This is a genomic window from Oceaniferula spumae, from assembly GCF_042849255.1.
In the GTDB taxonomy this organism is placed as follows: Bacteria; Verrucomicrobiota; Verrucomicrobiia; order Verrucomicrobiales; family Akkermansiaceae; genus Oceaniferula; species Oceaniferula spumae.
This window is the reverse complement of the sequence record NZ_AP026866.1, coordinates 568735-594418: the sequence shown is the minus strand read 5'-3', so window position 1 is coordinate 594418 and position 25684 is coordinate 568735. Positions and strand designations below refer to the sequence as shown.

The 25684-nt window shown below is 51.7% G+C and carries 20 protein-coding genes; 14 read left to right on the top strand and 6 right to left on the bottom strand.

Annotation, left to right across the window (positions count from 1 at the left end; all coding sequences use genetic code 11):
• Positions 1 to 104 precede the first annotated feature (104 nt).
• Positions 105 to 1751, top strand: coding sequence for an ATP-binding protein (locus ACSPJT_RS02585; protein ID WP_435894810.1), 1647 nt, complete (start codon positions 105 to 107; stop codon positions 1749 to 1751).
• A gap of 9 nt (positions 1752 to 1760) precedes the next feature.
• On the opposite strand, the gene rpoN is transcribed toward ACSPJT_RS02585, so the two are convergent.
• Positions 1761 to 3173 carry an RNA polymerase factor sigma-54 gene (gene rpoN / locus ACSPJT_RS02580; RefSeq protein ID WP_435894809.1) on the bottom strand — a complete coding sequence of 471 codons (1413 nt, stop codon included), beginning with the start codon at positions 3171 to 3173 and terminating at the stop codon, positions 1761 to 1763.
• A 192-nt stretch (positions 3174 to 3365) separates the two neighbouring features.
• Between rpoN and ACSPJT_RS02575 the strand changes: the two genes are divergently transcribed.
• Positions 3366 to 4601 (top strand): MFS transporter, encoded by a 1236-nt coding sequence (locus ACSPJT_RS02575; protein ID WP_435894808.1) that lies wholly within the window; start codon positions 3366 to 3368, stop codon positions 4599 to 4601.
• A 13-nt stretch (positions 4602 to 4614) separates the two neighbouring features.
• Here ACSPJT_RS02575 and ACSPJT_RS02570 read toward each other — a convergent pair whose 3' ends face one another.
• Complete coding sequence (locus ACSPJT_RS02570) at positions 4615 to 5778, bottom strand: PQQ-dependent sugar dehydrogenase (RefSeq protein ID WP_435894807.1); 1164 nt, start codon at positions 5776 to 5778, stop codon at positions 4615 to 4617.
• A 55-nt stretch (positions 5779 to 5833) separates the two neighbouring features.
• Complete coding sequence (locus ACSPJT_RS02565; RefSeq protein ID WP_435894806.1) at positions 5834 to 6481, bottom strand: RNA polymerase sigma factor; 648 nt, start codon at positions 6479 to 6481, stop codon at positions 5834 to 5836.
• 166 nt (positions 6482 to 6647) lie between these two features.
• Between ACSPJT_RS02565 and ACSPJT_RS02560 the strand changes: the two genes are divergently transcribed.
• The 6 genes from ACSPJT_RS02560 to ACSPJT_RS02535 all read left to right on the top strand — a co-directional run bounded on the left by ACSPJT_RS02560 (position 6648) and on the right by ACSPJT_RS02535 (position 15315).
• Positions 6648 to 7400 carry a hypothetical protein gene (locus ACSPJT_RS02560; protein WP_435894805.1) on the top strand — a complete coding sequence of 251 codons (753 nt, stop codon included), beginning with the start codon at positions 6648 to 6650 and terminating at the stop codon, positions 7398 to 7400.
• Complete coding sequence (locus ACSPJT_RS02555) at positions 7397 to 8812, top strand: hypothetical protein (protein WP_435894804.1); 1416 nt, start codon at positions 7397 to 7399, stop codon at positions 8810 to 8812. The genes ACSPJT_RS02560 and ACSPJT_RS02555 overlap by 4 nt, the downstream gene beginning before the upstream one ends.
• A 117-nt stretch (positions 8813 to 8929) precedes the next feature.
• Positions 8930 to 9679: an RNA polymerase sigma factor gene (locus ACSPJT_RS02550; protein ID WP_435894803.1), complete on the top strand. Its 750-nt coding sequence runs from the start codon at positions 8930 to 8932 to the stop codon at positions 9677 to 9679.
• A 14-nt stretch (positions 9680 to 9693) separates the two neighbouring features.
• A complete protein-coding gene (locus ACSPJT_RS02545; RefSeq protein ID WP_435894802.1) occupies positions 9694 to 12219 on the top strand; it encodes a protein kinase domain-containing protein in 2526 nt (841 codons plus the stop codon).
• Positions 12220 to 12463: 244 nt separating this feature from the next.
• Positions 12464 to 13255, top strand: a complete 792-nt coding sequence (locus ACSPJT_RS02540) for a hypothetical protein (RefSeq protein WP_435894801.1) — start codon at positions 12464 to 12466, stop codon at positions 13253 to 13255.
• Between the two features lie 44 nt (positions 13256 to 13299).
• A complete protein-coding gene (locus ACSPJT_RS02535) occupies positions 13300 to 15315 on the top strand; it encodes a right-handed parallel beta-helix repeat-containing protein (RefSeq protein WP_435894800.1) in 2016 nt (671 codons plus the stop codon).
• A 4-nt stretch (positions 15316 to 15319) separates the two neighbouring features.
• Here ACSPJT_RS02535 and ACSPJT_RS02530 read toward each other — a convergent pair whose 3' ends face one another.
• On the bottom strand, positions 15320 to 16699 hold the full coding sequence (locus ACSPJT_RS02530; RefSeq protein ID WP_435894799.1) for a hypothetical protein: 1380 nt from the start codon (positions 16697 to 16699) through the stop codon (positions 15320 to 15322).
• A gap of 56 nt (positions 16700 to 16755) precedes the next feature.
• On the opposite strand from ACSPJT_RS02530, the gene ACSPJT_RS02525 reads away from it, so the two are divergent.
• The 3 genes from ACSPJT_RS02525 (at position 16756) to ACSPJT_RS02515 (ending at position 20145) form a co-directional block, all read left to right on the top strand.
• A complete protein-coding gene (locus tag ACSPJT_RS02525) occupies positions 16756 to 17556 on the top strand; it encodes a TIGR00282 family metallophosphoesterase (protein ID WP_435894798.1) in 801 nt (266 codons plus the stop codon).
• A gap of 84 nt (positions 17557 to 17640) precedes the next feature.
• Complete coding sequence (locus tag ACSPJT_RS02520) at positions 17641 to 18699, top strand: M42 family metallopeptidase (RefSeq protein WP_435894797.1); 1059 nt, start codon at positions 17641 to 17643, stop codon at positions 18697 to 18699.
• Between the two features lie 378 nt (positions 18700 to 19077).
• Entirely contained in the window at positions 19078 to 20145 is a 1068-nt protein-coding gene (locus ACSPJT_RS02515; protein ID WP_435894796.1) for a GntR family transcriptional regulator, read from the top strand.
• A 120-nt stretch (positions 20146 to 20265) separates the two neighbouring features.
• On the opposite strand, the gene ACSPJT_RS02510 is transcribed toward ACSPJT_RS02515, so the two are convergent.
• Positions 20266 to 20940 (bottom strand): PEP-CTERM sorting domain-containing protein, encoded by a 675-nt coding sequence (locus ACSPJT_RS02510; protein ID WP_435894795.1) that lies wholly within the window; start codon positions 20938 to 20940, stop codon positions 20266 to 20268.
• Between the two features lie 172 nt (positions 20941 to 21112).
• The gene (locus tag ACSPJT_RS02505; RefSeq protein WP_435894794.1) at positions 21113 to 23695 is read right to left on the bottom strand and encodes an alpha-N-acetylglucosaminidase; all 2583 of its coding nucleotides are present in this window, start codon (positions 23693 to 23695) and stop codon (positions 21113 to 21115) included.
• A 203-nt stretch (positions 23696 to 23898) separates the two neighbouring features.
• Between ACSPJT_RS02505 and ACSPJT_RS02500 the strand changes: the two genes are divergently transcribed.
• The 3 genes from ACSPJT_RS02500 to ACSPJT_RS02490 all read left to right on the top strand — a co-directional run bounded on the left by ACSPJT_RS02500 (position 23899) and on the right by ACSPJT_RS02490 (position 25680).
• Positions 23899 to 24573 (top strand): hypothetical protein, encoded by a 675-nt coding sequence (locus ACSPJT_RS02500; protein ID WP_435894793.1) that lies wholly within the window; start codon positions 23899 to 23901, stop codon positions 24571 to 24573.
• 165 nt (positions 24574 to 24738) lie between these two features.
• Positions 24739 to 25044: a DUF4235 domain-containing protein gene (locus ACSPJT_RS02495; RefSeq protein ID WP_435894792.1), complete on the top strand. Its 306-nt coding sequence runs from the start codon at positions 24739 to 24741 to the stop codon at positions 25042 to 25044.
• Between the two features lie 222 nt (positions 25045 to 25266).
• Positions 25267 to 25680, top strand: coding sequence for a DUF421 domain-containing protein (locus ACSPJT_RS02490; RefSeq protein ID WP_435894791.1), 414 nt, complete (start codon positions 25267 to 25269; stop codon positions 25678 to 25680).
• Positions 25681 to 25684: the final 4 nt, after the last annotated feature.

Sequence of the window (25684 nt, the reverse complement as noted above, 5' to 3'; positions counted from 1 at the left end):
GGCTTGGAATGTCACAACAGGAAAGCGGAAGTAGTTTGCTTTCTTTTCGTGTCGCCGCTTTGTGCCTGACAAGTGCGCTTACATGCTGTTGGATGCCCATGCGTATGAAAATTCCTCACTGGGCGTCTGAAATTGTTGGTAATTACGAAAGCGGAGCCGCCGGATGTTTTGTGCTTCACGGCAACGTCAACGACCGCTTGTTAGTGCCTGACAAAAGTGCGGCCCGGCTTAGTTCACTTCAGGATTTTATCATGGACGCACTTCTGCCGCGCTTCGATGTCATCCTCAGCTACGATCCCGGACAAGGCCTGCGGATTGAGCGGGGAGGGGAGATCTTTTCCAAATGGCCGAGTGTGAAAGACGGAATGAATTTGCCCGATGCGCCTCTTGCGGCGGTGCGGGTGCTCACCCATTATCTGAAGTATTGTAAAAACCTTCAAGCCGTGGGTGCCGAGAGTCCGAAGGTGGCGGTGTTAATTCGGCAGGCTCACTTAATTTGTCCAGCGATTCCTAATTCCCACAACCATGAACTGAATGCGATGGCTTCCATTTTGAGAAGCTGGGCGGCTGATATGCGGCTACAGGAGCATGGACAGGCAGCATTCCTGATATCTGAGAACCTCAACGGCTTGCACCCTCTAGTCTCGCGGAGTCCACGGGTGAGTGCGGTGGAGGTTCCTTTGCCATCGAAGGAAGAAATGACCATCGCACTGGAAATGCTCTATCAGCGTTGTCCAACGGCTCTTCTGAACTTCCGCGCTGATTTCGCTAAGCCAGCTGCCCGACTAACAGGTTCCACGCTGAGTTCGGTGGAGATCCTGCTACTTCGTAGGGAGCATGCCAAGAAGCCGCTTGAGGAGTCGGATTTGTCCGAGCTGAAACGAGCATTAGTAGAGCGTGACTGTGGCGGACTGATCGAGTTCGTTGAACCTGACCGGAATTTCGAAGGAGTCATAGGACTGGACGGTGTAAAGGACTGGCTGCGCCAAGATATTGCTCTGTGGAAAAAGGATGACTTGGAATCTATGCCGATGGGTTACTTATTCTGTGGCCCGGTTGGCACCGGCAAAACTTACCTCGTTGAATGTCTAGCAGGTGAGGCCGGTGTGCCGGTGGTGACCTTGAAAAATTTCCGTGATAGGTGGGTAGGAAGCACCGAGGAAAATTTGGAAAAAATATTTTCTCTACTGCACGCTCTCGGACGCTGCATCGTATTCATTGACGAAGCTGATCAGGCGCTCGGTCGTCGAGCCTCAGGTTCTGGTGACTCTGGCGTGTCTAGCCGAGTCTACTCAATGATGGCGAAGGAAATGTCAGACACTCGTAACCGTGGAAAAATCCTTTGGGTGTTGGCATCGAGTCGGCCTGACTTAATCGAAGTCGACCTCAAACGTCCGGGCAGAATCGACGTGAAAATCCCTCTGTTTCCCTGCGCCAACCCAGATGAGGCATGGAAATTACTACGAGCCCTATGCAAACGCCGAGGCTTGGAAATTCCGCTTGGAGCCGAAACCCAACCTGGCTTGTTAGGTAAACTTCCAGAGCTGCTTACTCCCGGGGCTGCTGAATCGATTGCGGTCAAAGCCCGGCGCCGAATGATCACCGAGGAATGCTCAGCGCAGGAGGCTTTGGAAGGTTGCCTGCAAGGGTATCTGCCACCCATCTCACCAGCTGTCATCAATGCTCAGATTCAGTTGGCAGTGGAAGAAGCATCCGATGCCTCATTTATTCCAGAGGCCTTTCAGAAATAAACCGGCGAGCTACGAATGCCGCTTGCGTAAATGCGACGGTAGAATTCCTAACTGATCGCGGTATTTTGCAATGGTTCTGCGGGCGACTTTGATGCCTTTTTCCTTGAGCTGTTTCTCGATGGCTGTGTCCGAAAGCGGCTTGGCGGTATTCTCGGCGGCGACGAGTTGCTGGATGGCTTCGCGCACACCCGTGTTAGAAATTTCTGTTCCTTGCTGGGTGGTATAGCCGGAGGCAAAGAAGGCTCGTAAATCCATCAGGCCGTGGGGCGTTTGGATATATTTTCCGGATACCGCACGAGAAATCGTGGCTGCATGCACACCTATTTTTTCAGCAATGTCATGCATCGTCATTGGTCGTAACTTACCTCGACCATGTTCCAGAAAATCGGGCTGGCGCAGTATGATTTCACTTCCGATCTTTAGCAGAGTTTCCTGCCTTTGGCTGACAGCGCTCATGATCTGGCGACCTTCGTGAATGTTGTCCTTCAGATATTTTCGAGCTTTAGGATCTGAGTTCAGTTTGGCTAACAGATCCTTGTAGTGATTGCTGATCCGCAGGGTAGGGAGGAACTCGTTGGTAAGCTTCGCGTAGTAGTTTCCATCGCTGTCCTTGAGGATTTGGAGATCGGGGAGGACATGAGGGTTCGATGTCGCATCGAACGCGGCACCCGGATCGGGATTCAATTGCGCGATACGGTCGGCAGCTTCCACCACCGCTTCCTGAGAAACTCCCTGAGCCCGGGCGATATCTGAAAATTTATGACGTGCCAGATCATCAAGGTGCTGGTCGATGATGCGTGACTCCAAAGAATTGCCGCGGCCTAACAGCTGAAGCTGAAGAAGCAGTGACTCGGTCAAGTTCTCCGCACAAACCCCAGCTGGATCAAACCCTTGGATCAGAGATTGGGCAGAGCGGATCTGTTTGAGTTCGAAGGGGGATGCGGTGACCAGGTTTTCCAAAGTGTCATCCAGGAATCCTCGGTCATTAATGCATCCGATGAGATACTCCGCAGCGGCATGTTTTTCATCGTCCACTGCGGCATGGTTCAGCTGATCGACCAAATGTTGCTGTAGTGTCTGGGGAGCAACGATGGAGTTATACAAGAAGTCGCGCAGTTCATCATCGCTTCCGGACGATTGCTGATTGCCGTGCATGAGGATCTGATCCTCGCGCCAAGTGTCATCGAACTCGGATAGATTTTCCAGATCGTGTTCGGCGTCGGGGGCCAAAGTATCATCGAGTTGTTCATTTTCCTCGCCAACTTCAAGAGTCGGATTCATCTCTGCGACCTGACTAATGAGCTGTGTCAGCTCCATGGTGTTTGCCTGCAATATCTCGAGGCTCTGACGCATCTGTGGCGACAAAGTCTGCTGCTGAGACATGTTCTGACTCAGGCCTTGTTGGAATGCTGGTGGTGGCATGGATTGACGCAGCGAATGCGGCGCGCCTGTATTTAACGGCAAACTGTAGAGGTTTCACGATTAATTTAGCAAATATTGTGCCATGTTCTGAAAAGCCTTAATTTCAGGGGCTCGCGAAGCTCATTCGCAGAATGAATTACATTCCCGATATTTCGTAGTTGGAGTTTGAAAATTGGCGATTAAAAGCACCGCGTGTCAGGACTCAAAGCGAGAATAGGAAAAGGAGGAGCGTGGTGGATTGCCATGGCTTTTTTCCTGATTTCCGTCGCTCCTGGGTTATGGCTCACTTCATTACCAAACATCCTGAAAGAGCAGGATGCTGAGTGGGTGTTACCATACGCGTTCGCGGCTGGACCGCTGGCTTCATTGTTTTCTCCACTGATTTTTGGTTCGATGGCGGACAACCGCTTTTCAGCTCAGAAGCTCATGGGCACACTTTCTTTGTTAGGTGCTGGATTCTTGGGGCTGTCGTTTTACTCACTTTATAGTGGGTGGGGGCCGTGGGCATACATCGCGTTCCAAACAATGAACGCTCTGATATCCGCTCCCATGTGGGCCCTGCTCAGCACTGTCGCTTTGGCTAACTTGGACAATCCCGAGCGAGCCTTTCCGTTGTATAGGATCTGGGGAACCATCGGCTGGATTCTGGCTGGTCTGACAGTGAGTTTCTTCGCCTTGGACAGCGCTCCGATGTCGGGCATGATTGCTTCGGGAGTGAGGGTTCTGTTAGGATTGGCATGTTTCATGATGCCTGAGACCTTGCCTCTGGGGAAACGTGAAAACAATGTCGCCGTTAGGAACTGGCGGAGATACTTTGGTCTCGATGCGCTCGTGCTCTTCAACGATCGTGGTTTACGTGTTTTTCTGATTACCTCGATACTATTTGCGATCCCTCTGGCTGCATTCTACATGTATACTCCTATCCACCTGAAGGAGTTGGGTGACACTCATCCTGTAGCCTCCATGACTCTGGGGCAGGTGACGGAAATTGTTGCGATGCTGGTTCTCAGCGGACTGTTAGCCAAGTGGCGCTTGCGCTGGGTGTTGATCATCGCCATCGGTTTTGCGCTGGTTCGCTATCTGTTATATGCCCTTGCAGGTTGGAGTGGCAGTCTCACTTGGATCTGGCTGGGCATCGCGATGCACGGCCCGTGTTATACTTTCTACTATGTGACGGGCCAGATTTTGGTCAACAGACGCGTAGAGCCAGAGATCAGGAGCCAGGCTCAGGCGCTGCTGGGCACCTTGACCAATGGCATCGGAGGATTGATAGGCAGTGCTATTTGCGGACTCTACTACGCCAAAACCATCAACATGGTGAATGGATGGGTGTTCTTCTGGGGCGGGCTCGCTGCGGCGGTGTTAGGATGTGGCGTCTATTTCTACACCTCCTACGAACGACCCACGCACCGCAAAGACGCAGGCTAAAACAGACAGTCTATTATTGATCGACCACCTGATAGATTTTTCCACCGTGAGAAACGATGAGTAGGTTTCCTTCATGATCTTGCCCGAACGAAGCGATGGCAGAGATGCTTCCGGAGTCGGGTTTGAATTGATCAGTCCAATCTTCGAAATTCTGCATTTTACCATTCTTCATTTCAAAGGACCAAATACGCGGATTGGCGTAGTCGGCAAAGAAATACTTGCCCTGGAGCGATTGAATAGGCCCGCGGTAGACATAACCGCCGGTCACTGAGACTCCTTCGTCTTTGCCTCCGCCATGTTTGTAAACGTAGACGGGATCGATGGCATTCTTGGGCTTGTCGCCGCCGACACCTTTTTTAGGCGTTTCAACGTTACCCTCGCGCATACGCCAGCCGTAGTTGGCTCCGCTGCCTTTACCAGCAGGCATGAAATTGACTTCTTCCCAGTGATTCTGGCCAACGTCACCAATGTAAAAGTCACCGGTCTTACTGTCCCAAGAACAGCGCCATGGATTGCGTAGACCGTAGGCGTAGATTTCAGGTTTGGCTTTGGCTGTTGATTTGAAAGGGTTGTCGTTTGGTATTTTGTATCCTTTTTCCGGGGAGACATCGATCCTTAGCAGTTTGCCGAGATGAGATGACAGGTTTTGAGCGTATTTTTTGGGATCGTTGGCGGCTCCACCGTCGCCCGTGCCAATGTAAAGGAAACCATCAGGGCCGAAACCGATCCAGCCACCATTGTGATTGCGAAAATCCTGTTTGAAGGTCAGTAGCTGCTCTCGTGTCGAGGCCTTACACTCTCGTTTGCCTTCGCCATGGGCTGTGAAGCGACAGATCTCGGTGTCTCCTTTGACGTTGGTGTAATAAACGTAGAACCGTCCGTTGGTTAGGTAGTCCTTGTCAAAGGCGAGCCCTAACAGTCCCTGCTCGTTCATCTTGATTTTGATCAGATCGGAGATGTCGAGGAATGTTGATTTATCGCCGCTCTTGACGTTGAGAAGCTTGATGATGCCCGCTTTTTCCACCACCCAGAGGTGATCCTTTTCACCTTTGGGTGATTCCGCCCAGACTGGTTGTTTAAAACCTTCGGCTAATAATTCAGTGCCGACTTTAGCGTGAACTACGGGTAATCCACTGAGGGCGATCGATAGGCAGAGTGCTGTTAGTGAGCGTGACATAAATGGATATTATGCCATTCCTCGGAACTTGCAAACAGGGAAGTGAAGAAGTCGACTATTCGTCCAGATACGACTGCAGCGAATCACGCAGTGCATTCCGGGCGCGGAACAGCTGGCTTTTCACAGCTGGCACAGAAAGCTCGAGCACCCGGCCGATTTCATCGTATGGCATATTCTCGTAACGACGGAGGATGACGGCCATGCGTTGTTTTTCTGGCAGATCATGGATTGCCTTGTCGACCGCGGCCTGAAGCTCGTTCTGGAGCATTCCCTCATCGGGGGAGGCTGTCTGTGAGTCCGGTGTCTGGAGGTGAAACTCGCTCTCGCGTTCATCCATCGAGTATTCTTTTTTCCTGCTCTTACGGCGGCTTTCATTGAAAACCAGATTCCGCGCGATGGTGAACATGAAGGTGGTGAACTTCGCTTTGGGTGTGTAGCGAGGGGCGCTTTTCCAGAGCCGGATAAACACCTGCTGTGCTATGTCCTCGGCCTCGGAGGCATTTCCCAACATCTTGGCCACGGTGCCAATCACGGCACTCTGGTGCCTATGGATGAGTTCTTCAAAAGCCTGCTCATCTCGTTTGCCTACGCGAAGCATCAGTGCGACGTCGATATCGTTGTCCGATGATGTATCAGTGGGCGAAACGCTTGAATCGGACATATAGGCGACGGTTTGCAGCTGCTTGTTGGCGGTGCTGGTCATGAACATAGCAATGAAACCAAGCAACAGCGTAAAGGTTGCATTGATTCTTGATGGTTGTTCGGTGGCATGCAAGTGGTTTCCTTGTCTGCGTGGCACAGACGATCGCTCTCTGGCAGGAATCCGTGCTTCCCATGGTCTATTTGATTTGATAATCCACAGGGAAGCTATGGCGAAAAAGAAAGAAGAGAGCAAAGAAGAACTACCGAAGCAAAAGGCAGGATGCTTGAAGAGACTGACTCTGTTGGTCCTGACACTCCTGTTGGCCTATTTCGGGCTGCACGTTTTCTTCATCTGGCAGCCCGCGGGCAAACCAGCTGAATTTAATCAGCAAGTGATCGACGCAAACATCGGGGGGATGAAAATTTTCCCTGCGATCCAAGCATACGATACTAGTCGGATTGCAGGTCGCACAGAAATTCGCGAGGGCAGATCGATCAAAGCACCACTTCTGAAAGCACGCCTGGCTAGCGCTATTAAAGCCGGCTACCCAGTGACACTCCGTGAAGAGGAAATTAACGCTTGGCTGAGCAAACGCCTGGCTTTGAAACAGGACGGACATTTGGCACCATTTGTCACCGCCCGAAATGTCTGGGTGGATTTCAAACAGGATGAAATGGAAATCATCATCGAGCGTGAACTTCCTCAAAATCAAGTGCATATGACCTCGCTGTTCATGCGCTTTGACCGAGCAAAGAACGGCTTCAGTATCAGTCGTCATGCCTCACACATTGGTCAGGTCAAAGCTCCCGGTGGATTTGCCCGATTGATCATGCCCGCATTCAGTAATCTGGCAGACGAACTCTCCGAGGAGTTGAAACTTTATAAAGATGAAGGCGGCCAGCTGAAAATCTACGATATCAAGGTGGAGGACGGAAAAATCACACTGGATCCTCGCCGCCCCGAGGAGCGTGAGAAATGAAGAAAACGTGCATCATTCTGTGGCTGTTAGCTGTCGCGCCCAGCGCGACGGCTGAAGAGAGTGAGCCTAGGTTGGATGATCCGGTCGAACCCAAAAAAAATCCTGTCCAGCCAGCCCAACCGAGCGGTCCCTTGGTACCTGACGACGGTAGAGTTGAAAAAGAGGGCGAGACACACTTTGGTAAAATCGCTGTTGTTGGTAGCCGCCAGGTGATTCGCGGAGGTATCGCATCGATCGCAGAGAACCTGCGAGTCGAACTCAACAAGATCACAGGGGAGGCTGGGCGCAGACAAAAGCTCCCGATCATCATTCGCCTCTACGGAAAAGTAGGGGAGGAGGAACGAAAGCGCAGTGTTGTTAGTGAGATTGTTGAAATTCAGGGGCATCATCAGCTACGCTTGCACATCCATTTGGCCAAAGGCGTTGACCATGATCTGCTGCGCTATCATTTGATGGAGCTTTTCCTCTATGAACGAGGCTTGGGCGACGGTCAGAAAGTCGCAGAAGGCGAGCGAGTGATCGTCAAACCGTGGCTTGTTGTGGGCATGTTAGAAGCCCTCGCCATCAAAAAGGGGGAGGCCGACAAGAAAATTTACCAGACAGATCAATCGTATTTTAAAATCCTGCCACTCCAGGAGGTGTTTGATGCTTCTGAGTCCGAATGGCGTGATCTCGAGGGACGACAGCCTCTGGCATTCCGCGCCATTTCCGGAGCATTGGTGAGCGCGTTATTACGGCAGCCCGACGGTCGACCCAGCATGGGCAAGTATCTCGCCGATGTCGCCACATTCAAAGGCGAGGTAGAAAACCTGATGAGGAAGCATTTTCCAGGGATGAATAAATCCCGAAACAGTCTCGAGAAATGGGTGGATCTGGAAATGGCCGAACTCGGAACTTCCCACATGACTGAGGTCTATTCGATCGCAGAGACCGACAAGCGGCTCGAGAGTATTCTCAAACTTAGATACCGCGATGATAAGAAATCTGTGACCACGGTCGGCATTGACGGATACAAAGATATCCTCAAGCTCGAGCCCGCAGAACGGTTCACCGCCGTAGCCGGAGCACGGGCTGAACTTGAGCGGCTCAGTTACCGCTGCTTCCCGAGTTACCGACCGCTGTTAAGCGAGTATGAAATGATTTTGAGAGATGTGATCACCGGTAAGGACAAGGACATCTCTGTCCGCCTGGAAAAACTCACGGACATTCGGATGAAACTTCAGGAAGCTGGCAAGCGGGTGCGAGATTACCTCGACTGGTTTTACATCACTCAATCCAATGAAGTGGGTGGGGATTTTAAACAATATCGTGAACTTAGCGATGCGTTGCAACGCGAGGCATTACGACCTGGAGGAGATGATGTTACGGAAAAGTATCTCGATCAAATCCAGCAGTTATTTGGCGGAGAGTAGCGAGAAATATTTCGTTGATTCTTCGTATCTAACTTCTTTTAAGTCGGTTACGGGGAGCATTGTAAACAGGGGTTTTATCTTGTTGGGGTGCCTGAATTTGATGTAGTATGCCATTATATGCGTGGGGCTTACGATAATGCACAATTCAATACCACACAATGGACTTTGGTGGGAAGGATGTGCGGTGGTTCTGAAGCGGAAGCACGAGACGCATTGGATGTCATCTGCTCGAATTACTGGCCACCACTCTATGCTTTCTCCAGGCGCAAAGGCCTGGCTGAAGAAGACGCCAAAGATCTGGTGCAGGGATTCTTCGCTGCCTTGCTGTCTGGGGAGTGGCTCAAAAGTGTCGACGCTAAAAAAGGGAAGTTGCGGACCTTTTTGCTGACGATGTTAGAGCGTTACATGTCTAGCGAATGGCGCAAACACTATGCCGCGAAAAGAGGCAGTGGAAAACAGCTGATCTCATTTGAGAACTGCCAACAGGAAATTTGGTTACCAGAAGACGGCAATAATGTTTCTTCCGAAGCATGGTATGATCGGCAGTGGGCTTTATTGATGATCTCTCGTTGTTTTGACAAGTTGCGGAGCCAATATGCAGAACGTGGGCTCGTCGAAAAATTCGATGGATTAAAAAGCTTTTTGGAGTGGAATGACGATAGCCAGTCTCAGGATGATTACGGAAATATCGCAGATCAACTTGGTATGTCAGCCGGAGCCGTGAAGGTGGCCGTTTTCCGCTTACGTCAGCAGTTTCGCAAAATTCTGGTGACTGAAGTGACGGAAACTCTACCTACCAAAGACCCTGATGATGTGCAACAAGAGCTGAGATACTTGCTCAGTGCGATAGGTAACGAGATGAATTAACTTCAAATGGAATCATGCCCCCCCCGAACCAGCCGAAGTCAGACGATCAGATATCACCCACCGAAGACGGAAAAGGGGTGAATCCAGCTAAAATGCTACAGCGGGTATTGAAATCCCTGGAAACGCAGGCTGACAATTCTGACTGGGAGGCTCCGGAAATTGATAGCGTGAACGGCTATCGAGTGGAGTCGCTAATCGGCAGAGGCGGTATGGGGGCCGTTTATAAAGTGGTTCATGAGGATTTGCAGCGTGTCTGCGCTCTCAAACTACTGCCTGTGTCTGCCGACTCTCGGCCGGACTTTGGAGAAAGGTTTATGCAGGAAGCTCGGGCTATGGCTCGCCTGCATCATCCTAACATCGTCCATGTCTACGATTTCGGACGCACCGATGATGGCCATCTATACTACGTCATGGAATACGTCGAAGGAGCGGATCTTTCGGTTTTAATGAAAGAGGGGCGTGTCGATTCAGACCACGCTCGCGACATCGTGCTCCAGGTTTGTGATGCCTTGCATTATGCACACCGGATGGGCTTCGTGCACCGCGACATCAAGCCCGGTAATATTATTCTCGACGACCAAGGATGCGTGAAAGTGGCAGATTTCGGACTCGCGAAAATGCTCAGAGACGAAACTCAATCGGCCCCTCCTGACTTCACGCTCACGATGCAAGGCGAGGTCTTAGGCACGCCAGGATATATGTCGCCGGAGCAATCCTGCGGCGATCCAGTGGACCATCGGACAGATATTTATGCTCTGGGAGTCATCTACTATCAGATGCTGACTGGCAGTCTTCCCTTGGGGCATTTCAACCCACCTAGTGCGATCACGAAATCGGATGGGCAGTTAGATGCGGTGGTAATGCGATTGCTTTCGAAGAATCCTGAGGACCGGTATCAGCAAGCGATCGATGTGAGAGACGCCATCACCGTTTCCTCTGTAAGGGTCGACAAAAAGCAGTCTGGAAAATGGATGAAATTGGGACTGGTTGCTGCATTAGTTGCGGTCAGTGCTCTAGCCACCGCAGCATTCATCAGAAATAGTGAATCACCGAAAGGAGAAGGAGTAGCTCAGCAGGCGGAGGTTGTGTTGCCAAATGCTAGTCAACCGTATTCTAACAGTCTGGAGATGTCGTTTCTTCCAGTTCGAGGAACCTCGGTGCTTTTCAGTCAGTGGGAGACACGTTGGGACGACTGGGATCAGTTCATTGAAGAAACTGGATACGACTGGGAAGGCCCAACATTCAATGAACCCGGTGGTCACCCAGCACTCAATATATCGTGGCAAGACGCCAACGCGTTCTGCGAATGGCTTACTGAAAAAGAGCGAGCAGCAGGTCTCATTGCCCCAACAATGAACTATCGCTTACCAACTGATTGGGAATGGAGCTGCGCAGTCGGTCTGTATTCCGAGCAGGGCGACAGTCCCAAGCAGCGGTCAGGACAAATTAAGAACGATTATCCTTGGGGACTAGAGTGGCCACCTCCTGAGAATATGACCATGGAACTGGATCAGTCTGAGGCCTTCGACATTGTGGAGAGCATTTGTTTTGCGCATGGTTGGCTGTCCGGACCAATGCGCCCAGAGCTCCAAGAAAAAATCGTTCAGGTAACCCATCGTTTATATCAACGGCCATGGCGTGAGAAGGTCGAAAAAACTTCATGGGATTTTGTCCAAATTCCCCAACAGCTGGGCAATGCGATGATCATGGCTACGGACACTGCCGTGGTGCGTTACTGGAAAAACAAAACGGTGGTTCTTCTAGGTGAGTGCATGGGGCATCATGCGGCGGCTCTGATTGGAACAATTGGTTGGAACGTTCCCGATTGGTCGGATCAGGAATTCATTGATTTTGTGTTGCAAGCTGACTGGGGGCAGCAAAATATTCTGAAAGTTTGGACCTGCATCCACTGGGATTCGGCCAAACAAGCATATTGCCTAGCAGGCGAAAGGTATGCCCGCCAGAACTTTGCCAAGGAGTCTAGCAATTTTGAAGGGGGACAAGTGGCAGGAATTCTTGGCAATGGGAAACTGGAGTTTTTGGCAGCCCCAGTTGCAAAATATTATCGTCCCATGTTCATTTTTGAGGGGCGCTTGAGTCACGAGGATCTAGTCAAAGTCACTGAAGACGCTTATGCGGCCTATCAAGAGAAATGGTATAAAGTCACAGCCAAACTTTACAGAGATCTTATGCCCGAATACGAAAATGAATGGAGGAGACGCAGTCGCGCGGCAAACTTAGGCGTCAAAAACCAGTTCGGTATTCAAGGCATGGCAGGAGGTGCCAAAGAGTGGGTCGCCGATGCCTATGAGTTGGGAGATAGCGATTATGGCACATTGAGAGGTGGCTCAATTAGACTGTTAGCTCGCGGTCCTCGATTGAAAGACCTCGAGGGCGATGATCAACAAGTTGTCGATACAATCGTGAAAACTGCCGTCCCTGCCAAACTAGAGTTGCTTTCGTCATATCGTCAGAAAGAAGCAAAAGATTCGAGAAAACCTTGGTATGGCTTTCGCACGGTATTGGCGTTCGAGGAATGATATTTGGTAGCTGTTCTAGGATGTTTGCACCCCAAAGACGGGAGATTTTCTCGAAAAATGAAAAAAAGCACATTTCTGTGTAACGCTGGCCTAGAAATTGCGAACAGTTGTATGAACCGTCAAACGTTCGCTCCATGAGCCCCCTCATGGATATGTGTGTGAAGCAGGGGACCGGTCGTAATAGGCATAACTTATCTCGACCGGTTTCCCTGCAAACCCTCTCAACCCCCAACTTTTTAAGAAGATGCCCCTTCGTGATGTTAACTCGTTGTCGATCTCCTCGCTTTGCCCAGTTCTAGGAAGCCATGGTGGACTTGAAACTATCGATGGCGATACCATGCCAGCTGGATATTTAAAATACTTCCAAAAGAATCGGAGAAAGCAGTATCAAGAGCAAGGCGTGCCACAACATCGGATTGTTTCCTGGGAAAATCAGCACCATTCACATGATTGGCAAAGCTACTACCTGGTGGCCCATCGTGAAGGTGGTCAGAATCAGGTAATGCAATTGCGCTATTTCGGAACAATTCCCGACGACCATCAATCTCACCTGAATTGGCTCCGGCGTGAGAAGTTCATCAGAAATCATGCCGCGGCCCAGCTCACGGACTACGTAAAACGCCACGGTTACACCCGCTTTTTCGAGTTGAGCCATGGTGTCGAATATATTGATTTCAAACCTACCGCCGCCGTGGCGTATGCCTGTGCCTTATGCCGACTATTTGAGGTGCCTTTTGCATATATCATATGTCGTATCGATACTGGATTAGCCCAAACATTGGAGGAAATGGGCGCGGAGCGAGTCAGCTGTGCTTTCTACTCAGATCTACATCAGGGTGAGGTCAGAATCATGGGATTGCGCGCGAGAATGATGGCAGATCAATATGAGGATTTGATTATGTTTGCTCAGATTCATCTACAAGCTAAGGGCGTAGTCTATGCTGGGCAGTTCAGCGATGATGGTCAAAAGCTCAATCAGCAACGGTATACCATCGAAGTGCCTCCTGGTGAAAGTGTTAGGGTGTGTGTGGAGTGAAATAATTTGTAACTTCAGAACATTTTTAGCGAACAGTATGTGCAATGACTTTTCGCTACTTGCAATGTCCACTCGGTTTTCTAGCCCTTATTATTGGGGCTAAGATCGTGCACGCGATCGACTACAACATCACTGACTACGGTGCTGTTTCTGGTGGAGGAGACGATCTGGCGGCCATTCATGCGGCTATTGCGGATGCTGTGCCTGGTGACCGTGTGCTCATTCCTGCCGGGGATTTCCAGATAAGTAACTCGATCGTTCCCAAGGCAGGTATTGCCGTTGTCGGTGCCGGCCGTGACCTCACCAAGGTCGAATTCATGGGAACAAGTCCAAAGCCTATGATCCGTATTCAGTCTTCTGGGTTGGACGGAGTTGAACTAACAGGATTCACCCTAGACGGATTAGGGACTTCGTTGGCGACGCAGGGAATAGAAGCATCCGGCACGAAAGGTCATTACATTCACGGAATACGTGTCAGTAATTTAACCGACGGCTCTGGATTCGGTCCGCACGGAATTTACTGCTCCGGTTCAGTGAGGGATTCCATTTTTGAAGACAATGAGTTTGTCAACATTGGCGTAGCCTCGACGTGGGGAGCAGGGATCAGGCTGGCAGCTGGGTGCTCTGGTAATATTGTCCGGGGGAACTTGATTGATCACGTCGGCAGGGGCGGTATTTTACTGAATGGAGCCACAGACACGATCATCCGCAATAATACAGTCATCAGAAGCGGCCAGACCGGACCAGGCCTAGGAATCGAAGTCTGGGGTGATTCTGATAGAACCATCGTCGAAGACAATGTCATCGACCATTGGTTGAGCATTGACCGTTCCGATTTCGTGGCTGTTAGGCGAAATACCGTAATTGCGGCAGACGGCTCCCTTCAGTTGATAGGTTTGGAAATGGCCGGGGGAACTGGCAATGTTTTTACCGGAAACATGATCGGTGTCGGTCATCATATCGGTTTGTCTCTGTCTGGAAACGCCGAAAAAACGAAGACCTATATCGCAAGAAATACGTTCACCGATTCAGAAACCTGGGGAGCCCAACTTCAGGACGATGGTGGAGTCGTTCGACAGCTGTATTTTTACCAGAATACATTTAGTGAAGCTGACAGTGAACTGCCCAACTTATACGACGCTCCTACGGTAGGCATCCGTTTCAACGCAGCGAATAACGGAGCTGGAATCAGACAGCTTGTTTTCGACGGCAACTCAATCACGGACAATGATCAAAACGCCATTGCTCTCTTCGGACACCTCAAAACAGCAGGCATCGATCAGTTGAGTTTTGTCAATAATACCATCACTAACAATGGTGGAAGTGTGATTCAGAATTACGCTGGCATGCCTAACATCGAATGGCATGGCAATACTGTCAGCGGCAATGGCAATAACAACGTTCCGAGCAATACCGGGTTTACTGCTAATGCGAAACCGACGGTACAGGTTTCTGGACCGAATACGGTAGGGGTGGGGGAAACAGCCCATTTTTCGATGATCTACACAGACGACGGACTGGATGCAGCCACAGATGTGCTCTGGGATCTTGATTCAGGTCTGCCTGTTACCGCAGAGAACTCGGTGATGACGTATAGCTCCCCTGGAACCCACACCATAGCGCTAGTCGTGTGGGACGAGCAGGGTAGAGCAGCCCATGCTACTCATACTCTGACTGTAGTGGTTCCAACGGACAGCGATGGTGACGGACTTTACGACCATCACGAAATAGAAATTCATGGGACTTCACCTACGAATCCCGATACGGATAACGATGGATACTTTGATGGTGCCGAAGTGTATTTTCATACCAGCCCACTCTCTGATGAAATAACGCCAGATCGATCAGTGGCGATTCGAAAGACGAGCATCGCGGAAATCGAACTAACCTTCGCAACCAAGCTGGGACTAAGCTACAAGATTGAGAAATCGAGCCTGCTTACCTCTGTGAGTTGGCAAGATGTTGAGACATCTATTCCAGGCACAGGACAGCTAGCCACCAGGCAATATCCGATTACTGAAACTCCGAGTCAGGTATTCTATCGTATGAGACGAGAATGAGATCTCACTCACGAATAATTCGGTGATCAAGGTAGTAGGCATTGAGTGCCTCCGTTACCGATTCGGCATATTCACGGAAGATGGATTTTCTCTCCACTCCGTTAATCAACTTGGTGCCTTCATAGTCACCTAACTGGACACGATCAAATACCTCCTGATTGTTCATCACATAAGGCTCAAGATAGATCACAGGGCATTGATAGAGACGGTTGGCTAACAGATTTCGAGCCCATAAACCCTCTACGCCTTTGATTTTGATTTCAACGGCACGTTGGGGGATCGGGCTGTAGCGATAGGCGGGCAGGCCGGTGAATTGCGCAAAACCCTGGGCGATGTAGGCACCGATCGGTTTTTCCTCATCGTGAGAACGGGTCAGAATTTTGACCAACATCTCGAAACGCTCGTCGTCGTGAGCAAGTTCATCGCTAGTGAGAGCTCCGTGTAAGAGCACGTGGTAGTGATTGTTCTCCGTCAGCGTTGGGTTGGAAGGATCAGCCCAAGATTCGGCGTTGAAGTGCAGTGCTAATACGACGTCGGGGCGGAAGGCGAGGTTTACACGTCTGGCACGTTCGCGGATTTCGCCTGTGCGATAAAATAACTTCTCTTCGAGGTCTTTGATTTTTGCATCATCAAGGATCCCGAGCGAGCGAGCTTTGGCGACAGCTTCCTTGTGGTAATCGGCTGGTCGACGCAGGCTGACAGGTTCGTTGGCTTTGCGTATCAGGTAAACCTTAGCTCCGAGTTTGCGTAGCTGTTTTTTGATGATCTGAGCGGTTAGCAGAGTCATGTTGCCCTCCATCACCGGTGGTTTGTCTCCTATCTTGAACCAGCGTTCTTCCATCTTAGCAAACTCGCCACCGATATGGCCGGGATCGATGGCGATGTGGACTCCGGCAAGAGGTTTGTTTTTATTCCCCGGAGGCAAATCACCGGCACTATTCCAGTTTCTATCAGGTGATGCGGCACTGAGTTCGTGAGAGAAGTTTAATCGATAAGTGGCATCTTGGACACGGGTGTCTGTACGAATGATCGCGTGGTCAGCGTTGATTGTGATATACCGCTTCCATGTATCGTCAACTGTGTAGACGTTGGTCAGAAGATGAACAAAATCCTCCCGGGTGATGGTGTCCTGCCAGAGGTCGAGAGCGGTCCAGTCCGGACGCGTGCCTAGGTCTGCCAGCGTGGTATCGCGGCTTGGCTGCAGCGGCTCCAGGTCTTCGGTGGTCTGTTTTTCCGCTGGAGCCGTGTTAGATTGTTTGCCTTCAGGTGATTCTGGCGGTGCAGTCGGCGTATGATGCCGAGTTGTAAAAATGTAGGTTCCAGCCGCAACCAGCAATAGGCAAAGTATGACAACGATCGGGCTAAGATGAGATTTCTGAGACATCAGGTGGGGTAGTGATAAGAGTTGGCGGGGGGCGTCGGGTGTGATTCACTCGACGCGTGATTCGCATTTTGTTTTTAGGAGATATCGTAGGTGAGCCGGGCCGCAAGGCGGTGATTGGTCGTGTTCCATCATTGAAACGTGAGCGGGAGATCGATTTTATCATCGCGAATGGTGAAAATTCCGCCGCAGGGCGGGGCATCACTCCGAAAATTTCCATCGATCTACTGCGCTGCGGCATCGCCGTGCTCACCTCCGGTGATCATATATGGGATCAGAAGGAAATAGTCGACTATCTTCCGAACGAACCCCGACTTTTACGTCCACTCAACTACGCGGATGGAACCCCAGGAAATGGCAGCGTCGTTTTGGAAACAGCCAAAGGCAAGGTGGGCGTGATCAATGCCCAAGGCCGAACCTTCATGAACCCGCCACTGGAAAACCCCTTCACAAGGGTTGAGGACGAGGCTGCACGGCTCCGTGAAGAAGAGGGGGTGCAAGTCATCTTTGTTGATTTCCATGCAGAGACCACCAGTGAGTCGATCGCCATGGGCTGGCATCTCGATGGTAAAGTCTCCGCCGTCGCCGGCACCCACACCCACGTTCAGACTGCGGATGAGAAAATCCTTCCCAAAGGCACCGCGCACCTAACCGACGCCGGTATGTGCGGGCCTGACGTCTCCGTGCTCGGGCGCAATGTGGAGTCGGTTGTTTGGCGTTTTAAGACAGGTATGCCTACTCGATTTCCCGTGGCCAAAGGCCAAGTGCGCCTCTGTGGTGTGATCGTGGACGTGGATGAGGAAACGGGGAAAACACTGGCAGTAGAGCGCTACAACGAACTCCTGCCATTAGGCTCCTAGTCGTTCTTTTTCGTAGGTAGCCATCGTTTTTCGTAAGTAGCCAATTTCGCTCGCCAAAACTACGGCGACCGTTACTTTCCGTAGATGGCAATCGACGTCGCATTACTCACCCGCATCTGTGAAGCCCCCGGAGCTCCGGGATTTGAAAAAGAAATCCGCGAACTGGTTCTGAAGGAACTCAAGGGACTGGCCGACAGTGTCCGCATCGACAACATGGGCAACGTCGTAGCTCTGAAAAAGGGTAAGTCGTCCAAGAAAAAGTCCATGGCCGCCGCGCACATGGACGAGATCGGTTTCATCGTCACCCATGTCGACGACAAAGGTTTCATCCGCTTCAATCCACTCGGAGGCTTCGATCCTAAAACACTCACATCTCAGCGTGTCATCGTGCACGGAAAGAAGGACGTTGTCGGAGTATTGGGCTGCAAGCCGATCCACATCATGTCTCCAGAAGAGCGTGGCAAGAATCTCAAACTCAGCGACTACTTCATTGATCTCGGAATGAGCAAAAAGGAAGTGGATAAAATCGTCACCGTCGGCGATCCCATCACCCGCCGCAGCGAATTGTTAGAACTCGGCGAATGCGTCAACGTCAAATCTCTCGATAACCGAGTCTCCGTTTTCGTTCTCCTGGAGGCACTCAGAGCCATCAAAAAGAGCCGCCGTAAGCCATGTTATGATTTTTACGCCGTGTTCACCGTGCAGGAAGAAGTCGGCATCCGTGGTGCCAACGTCAGTGCCATGGAAATCCAGCCGGACTTCGGCTTCGGCCTCGATACCACCATCGCCTTTGACACCCCCGGCTCACAACCACAAGAGCGCTGCACCAGCCTCGGCGAAGGTGCCGGCATCAAGATCATGGACAGCTCTACCATCTGTGACTACCGCATGGTCGCCTTCATGAAAAAAGTGGCCAAAGAGAAAAAAATCAAGTGGCAGCCGGAAATTCTGGCAGCCGGTGGCACCGACACCGCAGGTATTCAGCGCATGACCCCAGGAGGTTCCATCGCCGGTGCCATTTCCATTCCCACCCGTCACATCCACCAGAGCATTGAGATGTCTAACAAGGAAGACATCGAGGCCTGTATCAAGCTCCTCGCCGCCTGCGCCTGTGACTTGGACAAAGGCGATTGGAAGTTCTAGGCCGATCAACGGTAATTACGCTTACCTGATCTTCCTATAGCGCCATATGTGAACCATGAGGCTTCCGTTGAATCAACGGGCATTTCACTGGAGCAAATTGTCTCTCGGCTTTTGTCGAAATATTCCGTGCGGGTAATTCGCACACATCAGGAAAATACTATCGACGAAGGACGAGGAGGGCGATGCCACCGAGTCCGAGAAGAGAGCTGCTGGATGGCTAAGGAACTGCCCTTAGAGTAATTCCATCGAAAACTGCGCGGGTTGATTATTCTAACCACTTTTCAGAGCTTAACGATTGTCAGCGGATCGCTGTGCGATATCTTGCAGCTTGACCTCGCGGGAATTTTTATGTGCCCAGCGATGAGATCAGACTTTCCAATGCCTAAGAAACGAACATCTCTTCTCGATCAAGCGGTTTCCCAGTTGTTGGAAGATCTTGCGGACGGAATTTACCTGAAACAACTCCCCGGTGAGCGCACGCTCGCGGAGAGACTGGGGGTGTCTCGACCGGTATTGCGATCGGCTTTGGAAATTCTGGAAAACCAAGGCTGGATTCAGGCACCGGGGCCCAACAAGGCGAGGGTGGTGTTAAAACGACCTGAGCCGCGCAATGAGGAAGTTAGGAAAATAGGCATACTGGTTCCGCAGCCACTGCCCCAACTTGCCTCCGATGATGTGGTGCTGGTCACTAGCCTGATGCGATACTGCGAGGAAAAGGGCTGGCGTTGTTTGCTGTTTCCCATCGACCAGTGGGGACCGCAGCATCTGGAGCTACGGTTAGATGAACTTCTGGAAACCTCACCCTGTGATATCTGGGTCGCCGCCCCCTTAGCTAACATTCGTGCATTCGGACTCCTCCATCAAAGAGGGGAGAAACTGATCGCGATCGGCTGCACCGCCGTGAGTTGGAATTTCGGAGCGATCCAATACGATCTCGACTCCGCCAACGCGCACGCCCTCGGAGTGATGCTGCGCGCAGGCAGGAAGAACATTATACGTCCATACGGCGCGAAGAGATTACCGGATACAGTGGAGCGCACCGCCAAGCTTCTCAGCGAATTTGGAATTTCCTACAGGGAGGATTTTCACCTACCCATGTTCGATGGATCTCGTGAGGGTTTCTTACGGTTGCTGGATTCGCTCTTTGCCCAGACTCCGAGGCCTGACGGCATCATTATCCAGTATATTCCGGGCATCAGCGCCTTGCTGGTGGAGGGCTGGCTGATGGAACGGAGGCTCCGTTTTCCTGACGATGTTTCGGTAATTCAGATTGGCTCCGACAACTTCCTCGGGATGATGCATCGTCCCGTCGACCACTACACCACGGATGCGGAGCCTCTGCTGGAGGCTACATACTCCGCCCTCGATCACTTTTTCACCACAGGCGAATGTCTAAGCGGCAATCGCACCTTGCAAATGACTTATGTGAAGGGGGAGAGTGTGTGATGAGTGGAGGTCGTGTTCCGTGTGATATGACAGCTGGGAGAGCGTTCAATCGTGGTAAACTAAAATGCCCGCCAGCCGATAGGCAAGTGGGCATTGTAAAGGTTTGGCCTGAACGGGAACCTAGCGGCGTCGACGGACGAGGAATCCGAGACCGGCGAGACCGAGGAGCGCGGCTGAGGATGGCTCGGGGACGGCCTGGAGCTCAAGGCCGCTGACAAACCATCCCGTTGTGCCTGTAGCACCCCCATCAAGGTTCAAGTCAAAAGACCCTGTTCCGTCTACTGTCACGTTTCTGAAGACGACATAGTTGTTGTTCTCTTCGAACGTGGTTTTATTGCTTCCGGTAGCCGACTTGATTCCGCTGGTGCCGTTCGCATCCGTGACGGAATAGTTTTGGGTATTCGTGGCAAATCCCCATGCGGCATAGACAGCAAAGTCATAATTCCCCGCGGCCAGTCCGCTGATGGTTATCGTTTCGGCGCCGTTGTTGGTGTTCCCGCTGAAGACATAGCCGTCAAACAAATTGATGTCTGGACTCGGTTGCGAGTTGAAATCGCCATAATCGTTTACTGTGACCGTGACGCCACCAAAGGTATTGGAAGTAGTTGCGCCGCCGTTGGCTGCACTCGTGCCCCCCGTCAGGGTGCTCCATGTTCTGGATGTGGTATCGAGAACCCCGGCACCGGTATATTCGGAGGTTCCCCCACTATTATTCACAAAGTTCAGGCTGAGCGTTGCGGCATTGGCAGAGACTGCCAGAAATGCGAGTGGAATGATTGAGAGTGCTGATTTCATAATAGTTTGTAGTTTGTGGTTTGTAGTTTGTTTGTAGCGGAAGGCGGTAATTTTCAAGGCGTTACGAGTTGAGCCTAAGAGCTGTAAGGCGCCATGTCGCAAAAAAACGAAAGCTCCAAACTGGTAATTGTTTTTACCAGTTTCGGTAGTGGAGCCAGTCGTTTTCAGCACCTCATTTATGAAGGGTGATGCGTCCGTTCGAGTCGGTGGATCGATCGGTTTTGGCGGTGATGCGGATTTCGTATTGGGTGCCGAAGGCGTGCTCGGGGAGCTCAAGCTTATAGGTGTTGTCGGTGTGCTTGTTGCCTGCAAAACCTTGGTGGGCGTCTTCGTTGACCAGGGTGCCGTTGGCGAGGAGTTCCACCTTGGTGATATTGAGCCGGGCGCGACCGGATTTGTAGATGAATGTCACGTGATAGGTTCCGTCGCCATCGAGTGATTCGGTGACTGGGATGGAGATTGTTTTGAACCGGGTTTCGAAGGTTTTCGGAGTCCAGTTACCGATGTCCTTGATCTCTACTCCGCTTGGGATGCCGTGTGCCTCGCCTCGGATCTGCTGGGCATATTTTGCGATCAATTTCTGTGAGATCGCGATCGGGTCTCCCTTCGGTGTGGGGTCTCCGTAAGGGGCGGGGGTCTTGACCCATTGCATTTCCCAATCGGCGAGCTTGTCGTAGAAGTCGTTGGCTCGGAAAGCCTCACGACCGTATTCCTTGGGAAGTCCTTCTTCCGAGTATTCCGTGCCGGCGACGAGGTGCGAGCGCAGCATGGCGTGATGTTTCTGCCAGCGAGGGAGATAGAAGCTGCGGATCAGGCCGCTCCACTCGCGCCATGAGTAATCGAAGATGCGGACCTTGCCGTTGGATTCATCGAAGGGGCCCCAGATGGTGACCAGGCCGCGGGCGTCTTTTTCGAAAAGATTCTTCTCTTCTTCGGTGGTGCCGTGGGAGCGGGCGTCGTCCACCCATTTGGCGAAACTGAACTCGCTGCGGGTCGCGACGAGGGTGTCGATGTCGAGCAGGAGCTGTTCGAATTCCTTGGTGGCCTGATCGAAGGCGGCGAGGTCGCGTTTTTCCCAAGCCTCGCGCACCTTCGGCTGGATGGTGTGGGCGTGGTTGCTGAGCACTTGTCGGCCGACATCGGCGAGGTCGTAGAGGTAGGCGTCGGAGCTCTTGAGGAGGTCCGCGTCCTTAAGCAGGTCTTCCCATGCGCCTAACAGAAGTGGCTTTGGATATGGGAAACTGAATCCGTTGTTAGGGCCGGATTTTTTCGGTGTGATGGCAGGGCGGGCGCAGACCATGGACGAGGTCTCCTGGCCGTCGGTGCCGGGTTTGTAGGGGCCGGCTAATAGAGCGGCCCATGCCTTGCGGGCGCTTTCGGAATCCGCGCCGTAACGGCGGCGTGCGTAGTCGTTCAACCATGCTTCGATGGGCATAGATTCGGTGGCCCAGAAGTTATCGAAGGCGATCTCGAAGTAAACGGGGTTGTGCATGATGCCCTCCATGAATAGTCCGCCGCCCACGCAATTGGGGATGGTGTCGGCCATGGTCGCAAAGGGCGCTTTGGAAAATCTTGTGAGATCGCCGTGGAGCTTGATGCGGTTGCCGAAGTTGTGGAGACGACCAGTGACGAATTCAAATCCCCAGAAATTATCGGTTTTTGGGTGTTTGGTGCCCTTGAGGTCGAGGATGAGCATGTGCTCCTTAGGAATGGCGGTGGCGATGGCCTCGCGGATCGACCACGATTGCATCACGATCCGGCCTTTGGGATCGTGGCTGGTGATGAGCTTGTGGACCGCTTCACCGACCTTTTTCAGGTATTCAGGTTTAGAACTCGGCGGGCGTCCTTCGTGGAATGGGTCGCAGCCGTAGAGGTGGGAGGTGCCGAAGAGCCTTTGTTGCTCGGCCAGCAGGGTGGAACCGATTTTCAGAAACAGGGGATCGAGGGGGTCAAGCTGGGCAACGCCTTCGAAGCCACACCAGGAGTGACCTTGGGTGATTTTAGCATCGGGAAACTTTTGCTGAGTGAGCCTCGGCACCACGCCGGAAAAGCCCTGCTGGATGGGTGTCATGCCGAGTGCGCGTTGGCTTTCGGTGATTTTCTTTCCAAGCACTGCGCTCTTGTCGATCCAGCTCTTTGGCAAGGGGCCGCCGTGGCCTTCGAGGTTACACATCCACTGCCATGCGGCAAATGAGGGACCGCTGAGTGCGGCGCGTGCCTGTTCATCGGTGAAGCCGAGCTTGAGCATGGTTTCATACCATGCGGCTTCGAGACCAACGACGGAGAGGGGCATGTTCACGCCGTTCATTGCCATGAAATCGATTTCACGCTGCCAGCGTTCCCAGTCCCACCATGCAGCGGTGTAGCTGAGGGTGCAGTAGTTCAAGTAAACGCGGTATTTCAGTGGCGTGCTGACGGTCACCGGTTCGCCGACTTTCGGAAGTGTAGCTGGGAGGTTTAGCTGGTCGTCGCACCAGGAGACGTGGCAGTTCGCGCGGTTTTTCAGATACCAGTTGAAGGCGCTGGCTACGGAAACGCCATTGTTTCCCCGGAGATGAATTTTACCGTCTGCGGTGTCGGATATCGTGAAGTTGTCCTTGCCATCGACCTTGGGGGCTGAGGTATCGACGACGAACCGGTCGGCGTGTCCGGGAACCATACGTTCAATGATGCCGGCAGCGGCTGTGTCCTCAGGCGATGCAGCTAAGAGCGGATGAGCGGATAAGAGAAAAAGCGCTAACAGATTGCGGATCATGGTGGTTCTGAATTGGTGTGATCGAGGGTTTTTCTCAACCTATATCTCTACGGAAGAGTGTCCGCCAAAAACATCCCCTTCATTGTGGTAATCATTTTTACCACTTTCCGTGAGCGGGTAAAAATGCGAGGTGGGAGTCATTGGGTATCTTGTTTTTGGAATGTTAGGAAATGCGGTCGTGCTTTCTTGCATTCGTAAAAACAATGGGACAGCAACTGTTTCAGGCTGGTGAAATGACACTAACAGGTTTACTGATGGGCATGCGTTTTTCCTACCCACCTTCGCCAGAACGTATCGAGCACGATGCCAAGTTCGGGGTGGAGGCGACTTATTATGTCGGTCTGATTACGGAGGAGCGTAAGGTTGAGTGGACGGTCTACCTGCATCTGCCAGAGGGGATGCACTGGAAGAAGGGCGATGAAATGGGGCTCGGCTCGACCCATCACGAAAAGACGCAGAGCTTTGAGGACTTTCTCAGCGAACCTTTCCGTGAGCTGCCTGAGGAACTGAACTTTGTGCGCAAGTATGTGCAAAAACAGGTGGGCGACAGCCCTGCGGCATCCGAATTACCACCTCTGCGCTACGATGGCTTTCCGCGAGGTGGTGATGAGATTCGTTATAAAATCGAGACACAGAATGATGGAATCCACGTGACCTACTACGTCACTCCATGCCCCTATGAAGGCTGTGTCCGGTGGAGCTTTTTTCCGCATCTGCCTGAAGGTGTTTGTGCGAAAAAGGGCGATGAGTCAGGACTGGGAGGTATGCACTCCGATGGTGAGCAAAGCATCGCTGAGTTTAAGAAATCACCCAAGTATCATCTCCCCGATGAGGTGCACGCTATGGTGATGGATAAGATGAATGGCTGGCCAAGTTAGGTTTTTGGAGAAGTGCCCGGATGTGCGAGCAGTCCAACTCAGTGGTAAAAGATTGGACTGCCTGAGCCGAGAAACAATTTGCGATTCCATGGTCCGATAGCATCTTACCGGATATTGGCATCACACCATAATAGTGTTTTCTAACGTAAATAAAAAATCAATCTCATGAATAAACTCAAAAGCGTCGCACTTCTTGCAGCTGGTTTTGCTCTTCCCATGGCAGCCTCCCGTATTTCCAGAAAAGTCCTAGGTGCAGGTTATGAGGCGGTTACTGACAGGCCTCCACCTAAGAATCCGGCGTCATTATCGACTGGCTGGAAAGAGGCGATCTCTTGGAGCATTCTAGCTGGTGCAATGGGTGGCGTGGCTCGTTTGTTAGTGAACAGGGCGATCGCTCACACCGAGATCCCTGCCACTGGTTATGATGAGGAATCGCAGCAAGAGGCACTGGTGGACAATCTTCAGGATTAAGCGTTTCTGTATTTCAGCTCAGGGGGATCGAGTGAATTTGATGGTCGGTGACTGAGTAAAAACCGGTCTCCGTCTTTCGGCTTAACCTTTTGGGTGCTCAAGAAGGGGGATGCATCTAGGATCAAAGAGTAGGTGTCCATGAGACATGTTAGATGTCAGACTAGAGTTGATGATTCCGGACAGTAACATTTGCCAACCTAACAATAATTTAACTGAATACAGATGGAAAATTGGATCTATGCAGCGTGGCCTGTGGTTTGGAAGATGGTGTTGTCCTGTTTGATCATCTTTGTTGCGATGATAGGCGTGACACGATTCTTCGGACTGCGGACATTTGCAAAAATGTCCAGTTTCGACTTCGCCAGCACTATTGCCATAGGGTCGATCTTAGCGGCAGTGGTCATGAACGGCCAGCAGTCTCTCACCAAGGGCGCGTTGGCGATCGCTGTGATTGTGCTGCTGCAAAGCGTGTTTTCCTATCTGAGTAGGAAGTCCGGTATTTTCCGATCGGTCGCACAAAACACACCGATACTTCTGATGCAGGATGGGGAGATCCATCATCATCAACTCACGAAGGCAAACATGAGCGTGCAAGATCTAATGGCCAAATTACGAGAAGCGGAATTCGACGTGTAAGTTG

Bases quoted from the DNA above. Each gene is read 5' to 3' on its own strand.
- ACSPJT_RS02490 (WP_435894791.1), top strand. From the start codon at position 25,267: ATGGAAAATTGGATCTATGCAGCGTGGCCTGTGGTTTGGAAGATGGTG.
- ACSPJT_RS02545 (WP_435894802.1), top strand. From the start codon at position 9,694: ATGCCCCCCCCGAACCAGCCGAAGTCAGACGATCAGATATCACCCACC.
- rpoN (WP_435894809.1), bottom strand. From the start codon at position 3,173: ATGCCACCACCAGCATTCCAACAAGGCCTGAGTCAGAACATGTCTCAG.
- ACSPJT_RS02550 (WP_435894803.1), top strand. From the start codon at position 8,930: ATGCGTGGGGCTTACGATAATGCACAATTCAATACCACACAATGGACT.
- ACSPJT_RS02505 (WP_435894794.1), bottom strand. From the start codon at position 23,695: ATGATCCGCAATCTGTTAGCGCTTTTTCTCTTATCCGCTCATCCGCTC.
- ACSPJT_RS02530 (WP_435894799.1), bottom strand. From the start codon at position 16,699: ATGTCTCAGAAATCTCATCTTAGCCCGATCGTTGTCATACTTTGCCTA.
- ACSPJT_RS02520 (WP_435894797.1), top strand. From the start codon at position 17,641: ATGGCAATCGACGTCGCATTACTCACCCGCATCTGTGAAGCCCCCGGA.
- ACSPJT_RS02560 (WP_435894805.1), top strand. From the start codon at position 6,648: ATGGCGAAAAAGAAAGAAGAGAGCAAAGAAGAACTACCGAAGCAAAAG.
- ACSPJT_RS02555 (WP_435894804.1), top strand. From the start codon at position 7,397: ATGAAGAAAACGTGCATCATTCTGTGGCTGTTAGCTGTCGCGCCCAGC.
- ACSPJT_RS02570 (WP_435894807.1), bottom strand. From the start codon at position 5,778: ATGTCACGCTCACTAACAGCACTCTGCCTATCGATCGCCCTCAGTGGA.
- ACSPJT_RS02585 (WP_435894810.1), top strand. From the start codon at position 105: ATGAAAATTCCTCACTGGGCGTCTGAAATTGTTGGTAATTACGAAAGC.
- ACSPJT_RS02535 (WP_435894800.1), top strand. From the start codon at position 13,300: ATGACTTTTCGCTACTTGCAATGTCCACTCGGTTTTCTAGCCCTTATT.
- ACSPJT_RS02495 (WP_435894792.1), top strand. From the start codon at position 24,739: ATGAATAAACTCAAAAGCGTCGCACTTCTTGCAGCTGGTTTTGCTCTT.
- ACSPJT_RS02510 (WP_435894795.1), bottom strand. From the start codon at position 20,940: ATGAAATCAGCACTCTCAATCATTCCACTCGCATTTCTGGCAGTCTCT.
- ACSPJT_RS02500 (WP_435894793.1), top strand. From the start codon at position 23,899: ATGGGACAGCAACTGTTTCAGGCTGGTGAAATGACACTAACAGGTTTA.
- ACSPJT_RS02540 (WP_435894801.1), top strand. From the start codon at position 12,464: ATGCCCCTTCGTGATGTTAACTCGTTGTCGATCTCCTCGCTTTGCCCA.
- ACSPJT_RS02565 (WP_435894806.1), bottom strand. From the start codon at position 6,481: ATGACCAGCACCGCCAACAAGCAGCTGCAAACCGTCGCCTATATGTCC.
- ACSPJT_RS02515 (WP_435894796.1), top strand. From the start codon at position 19,078: ATGCCTAAGAAACGAACATCTCTTCTCGATCAAGCGGTTTCCCAGTTG.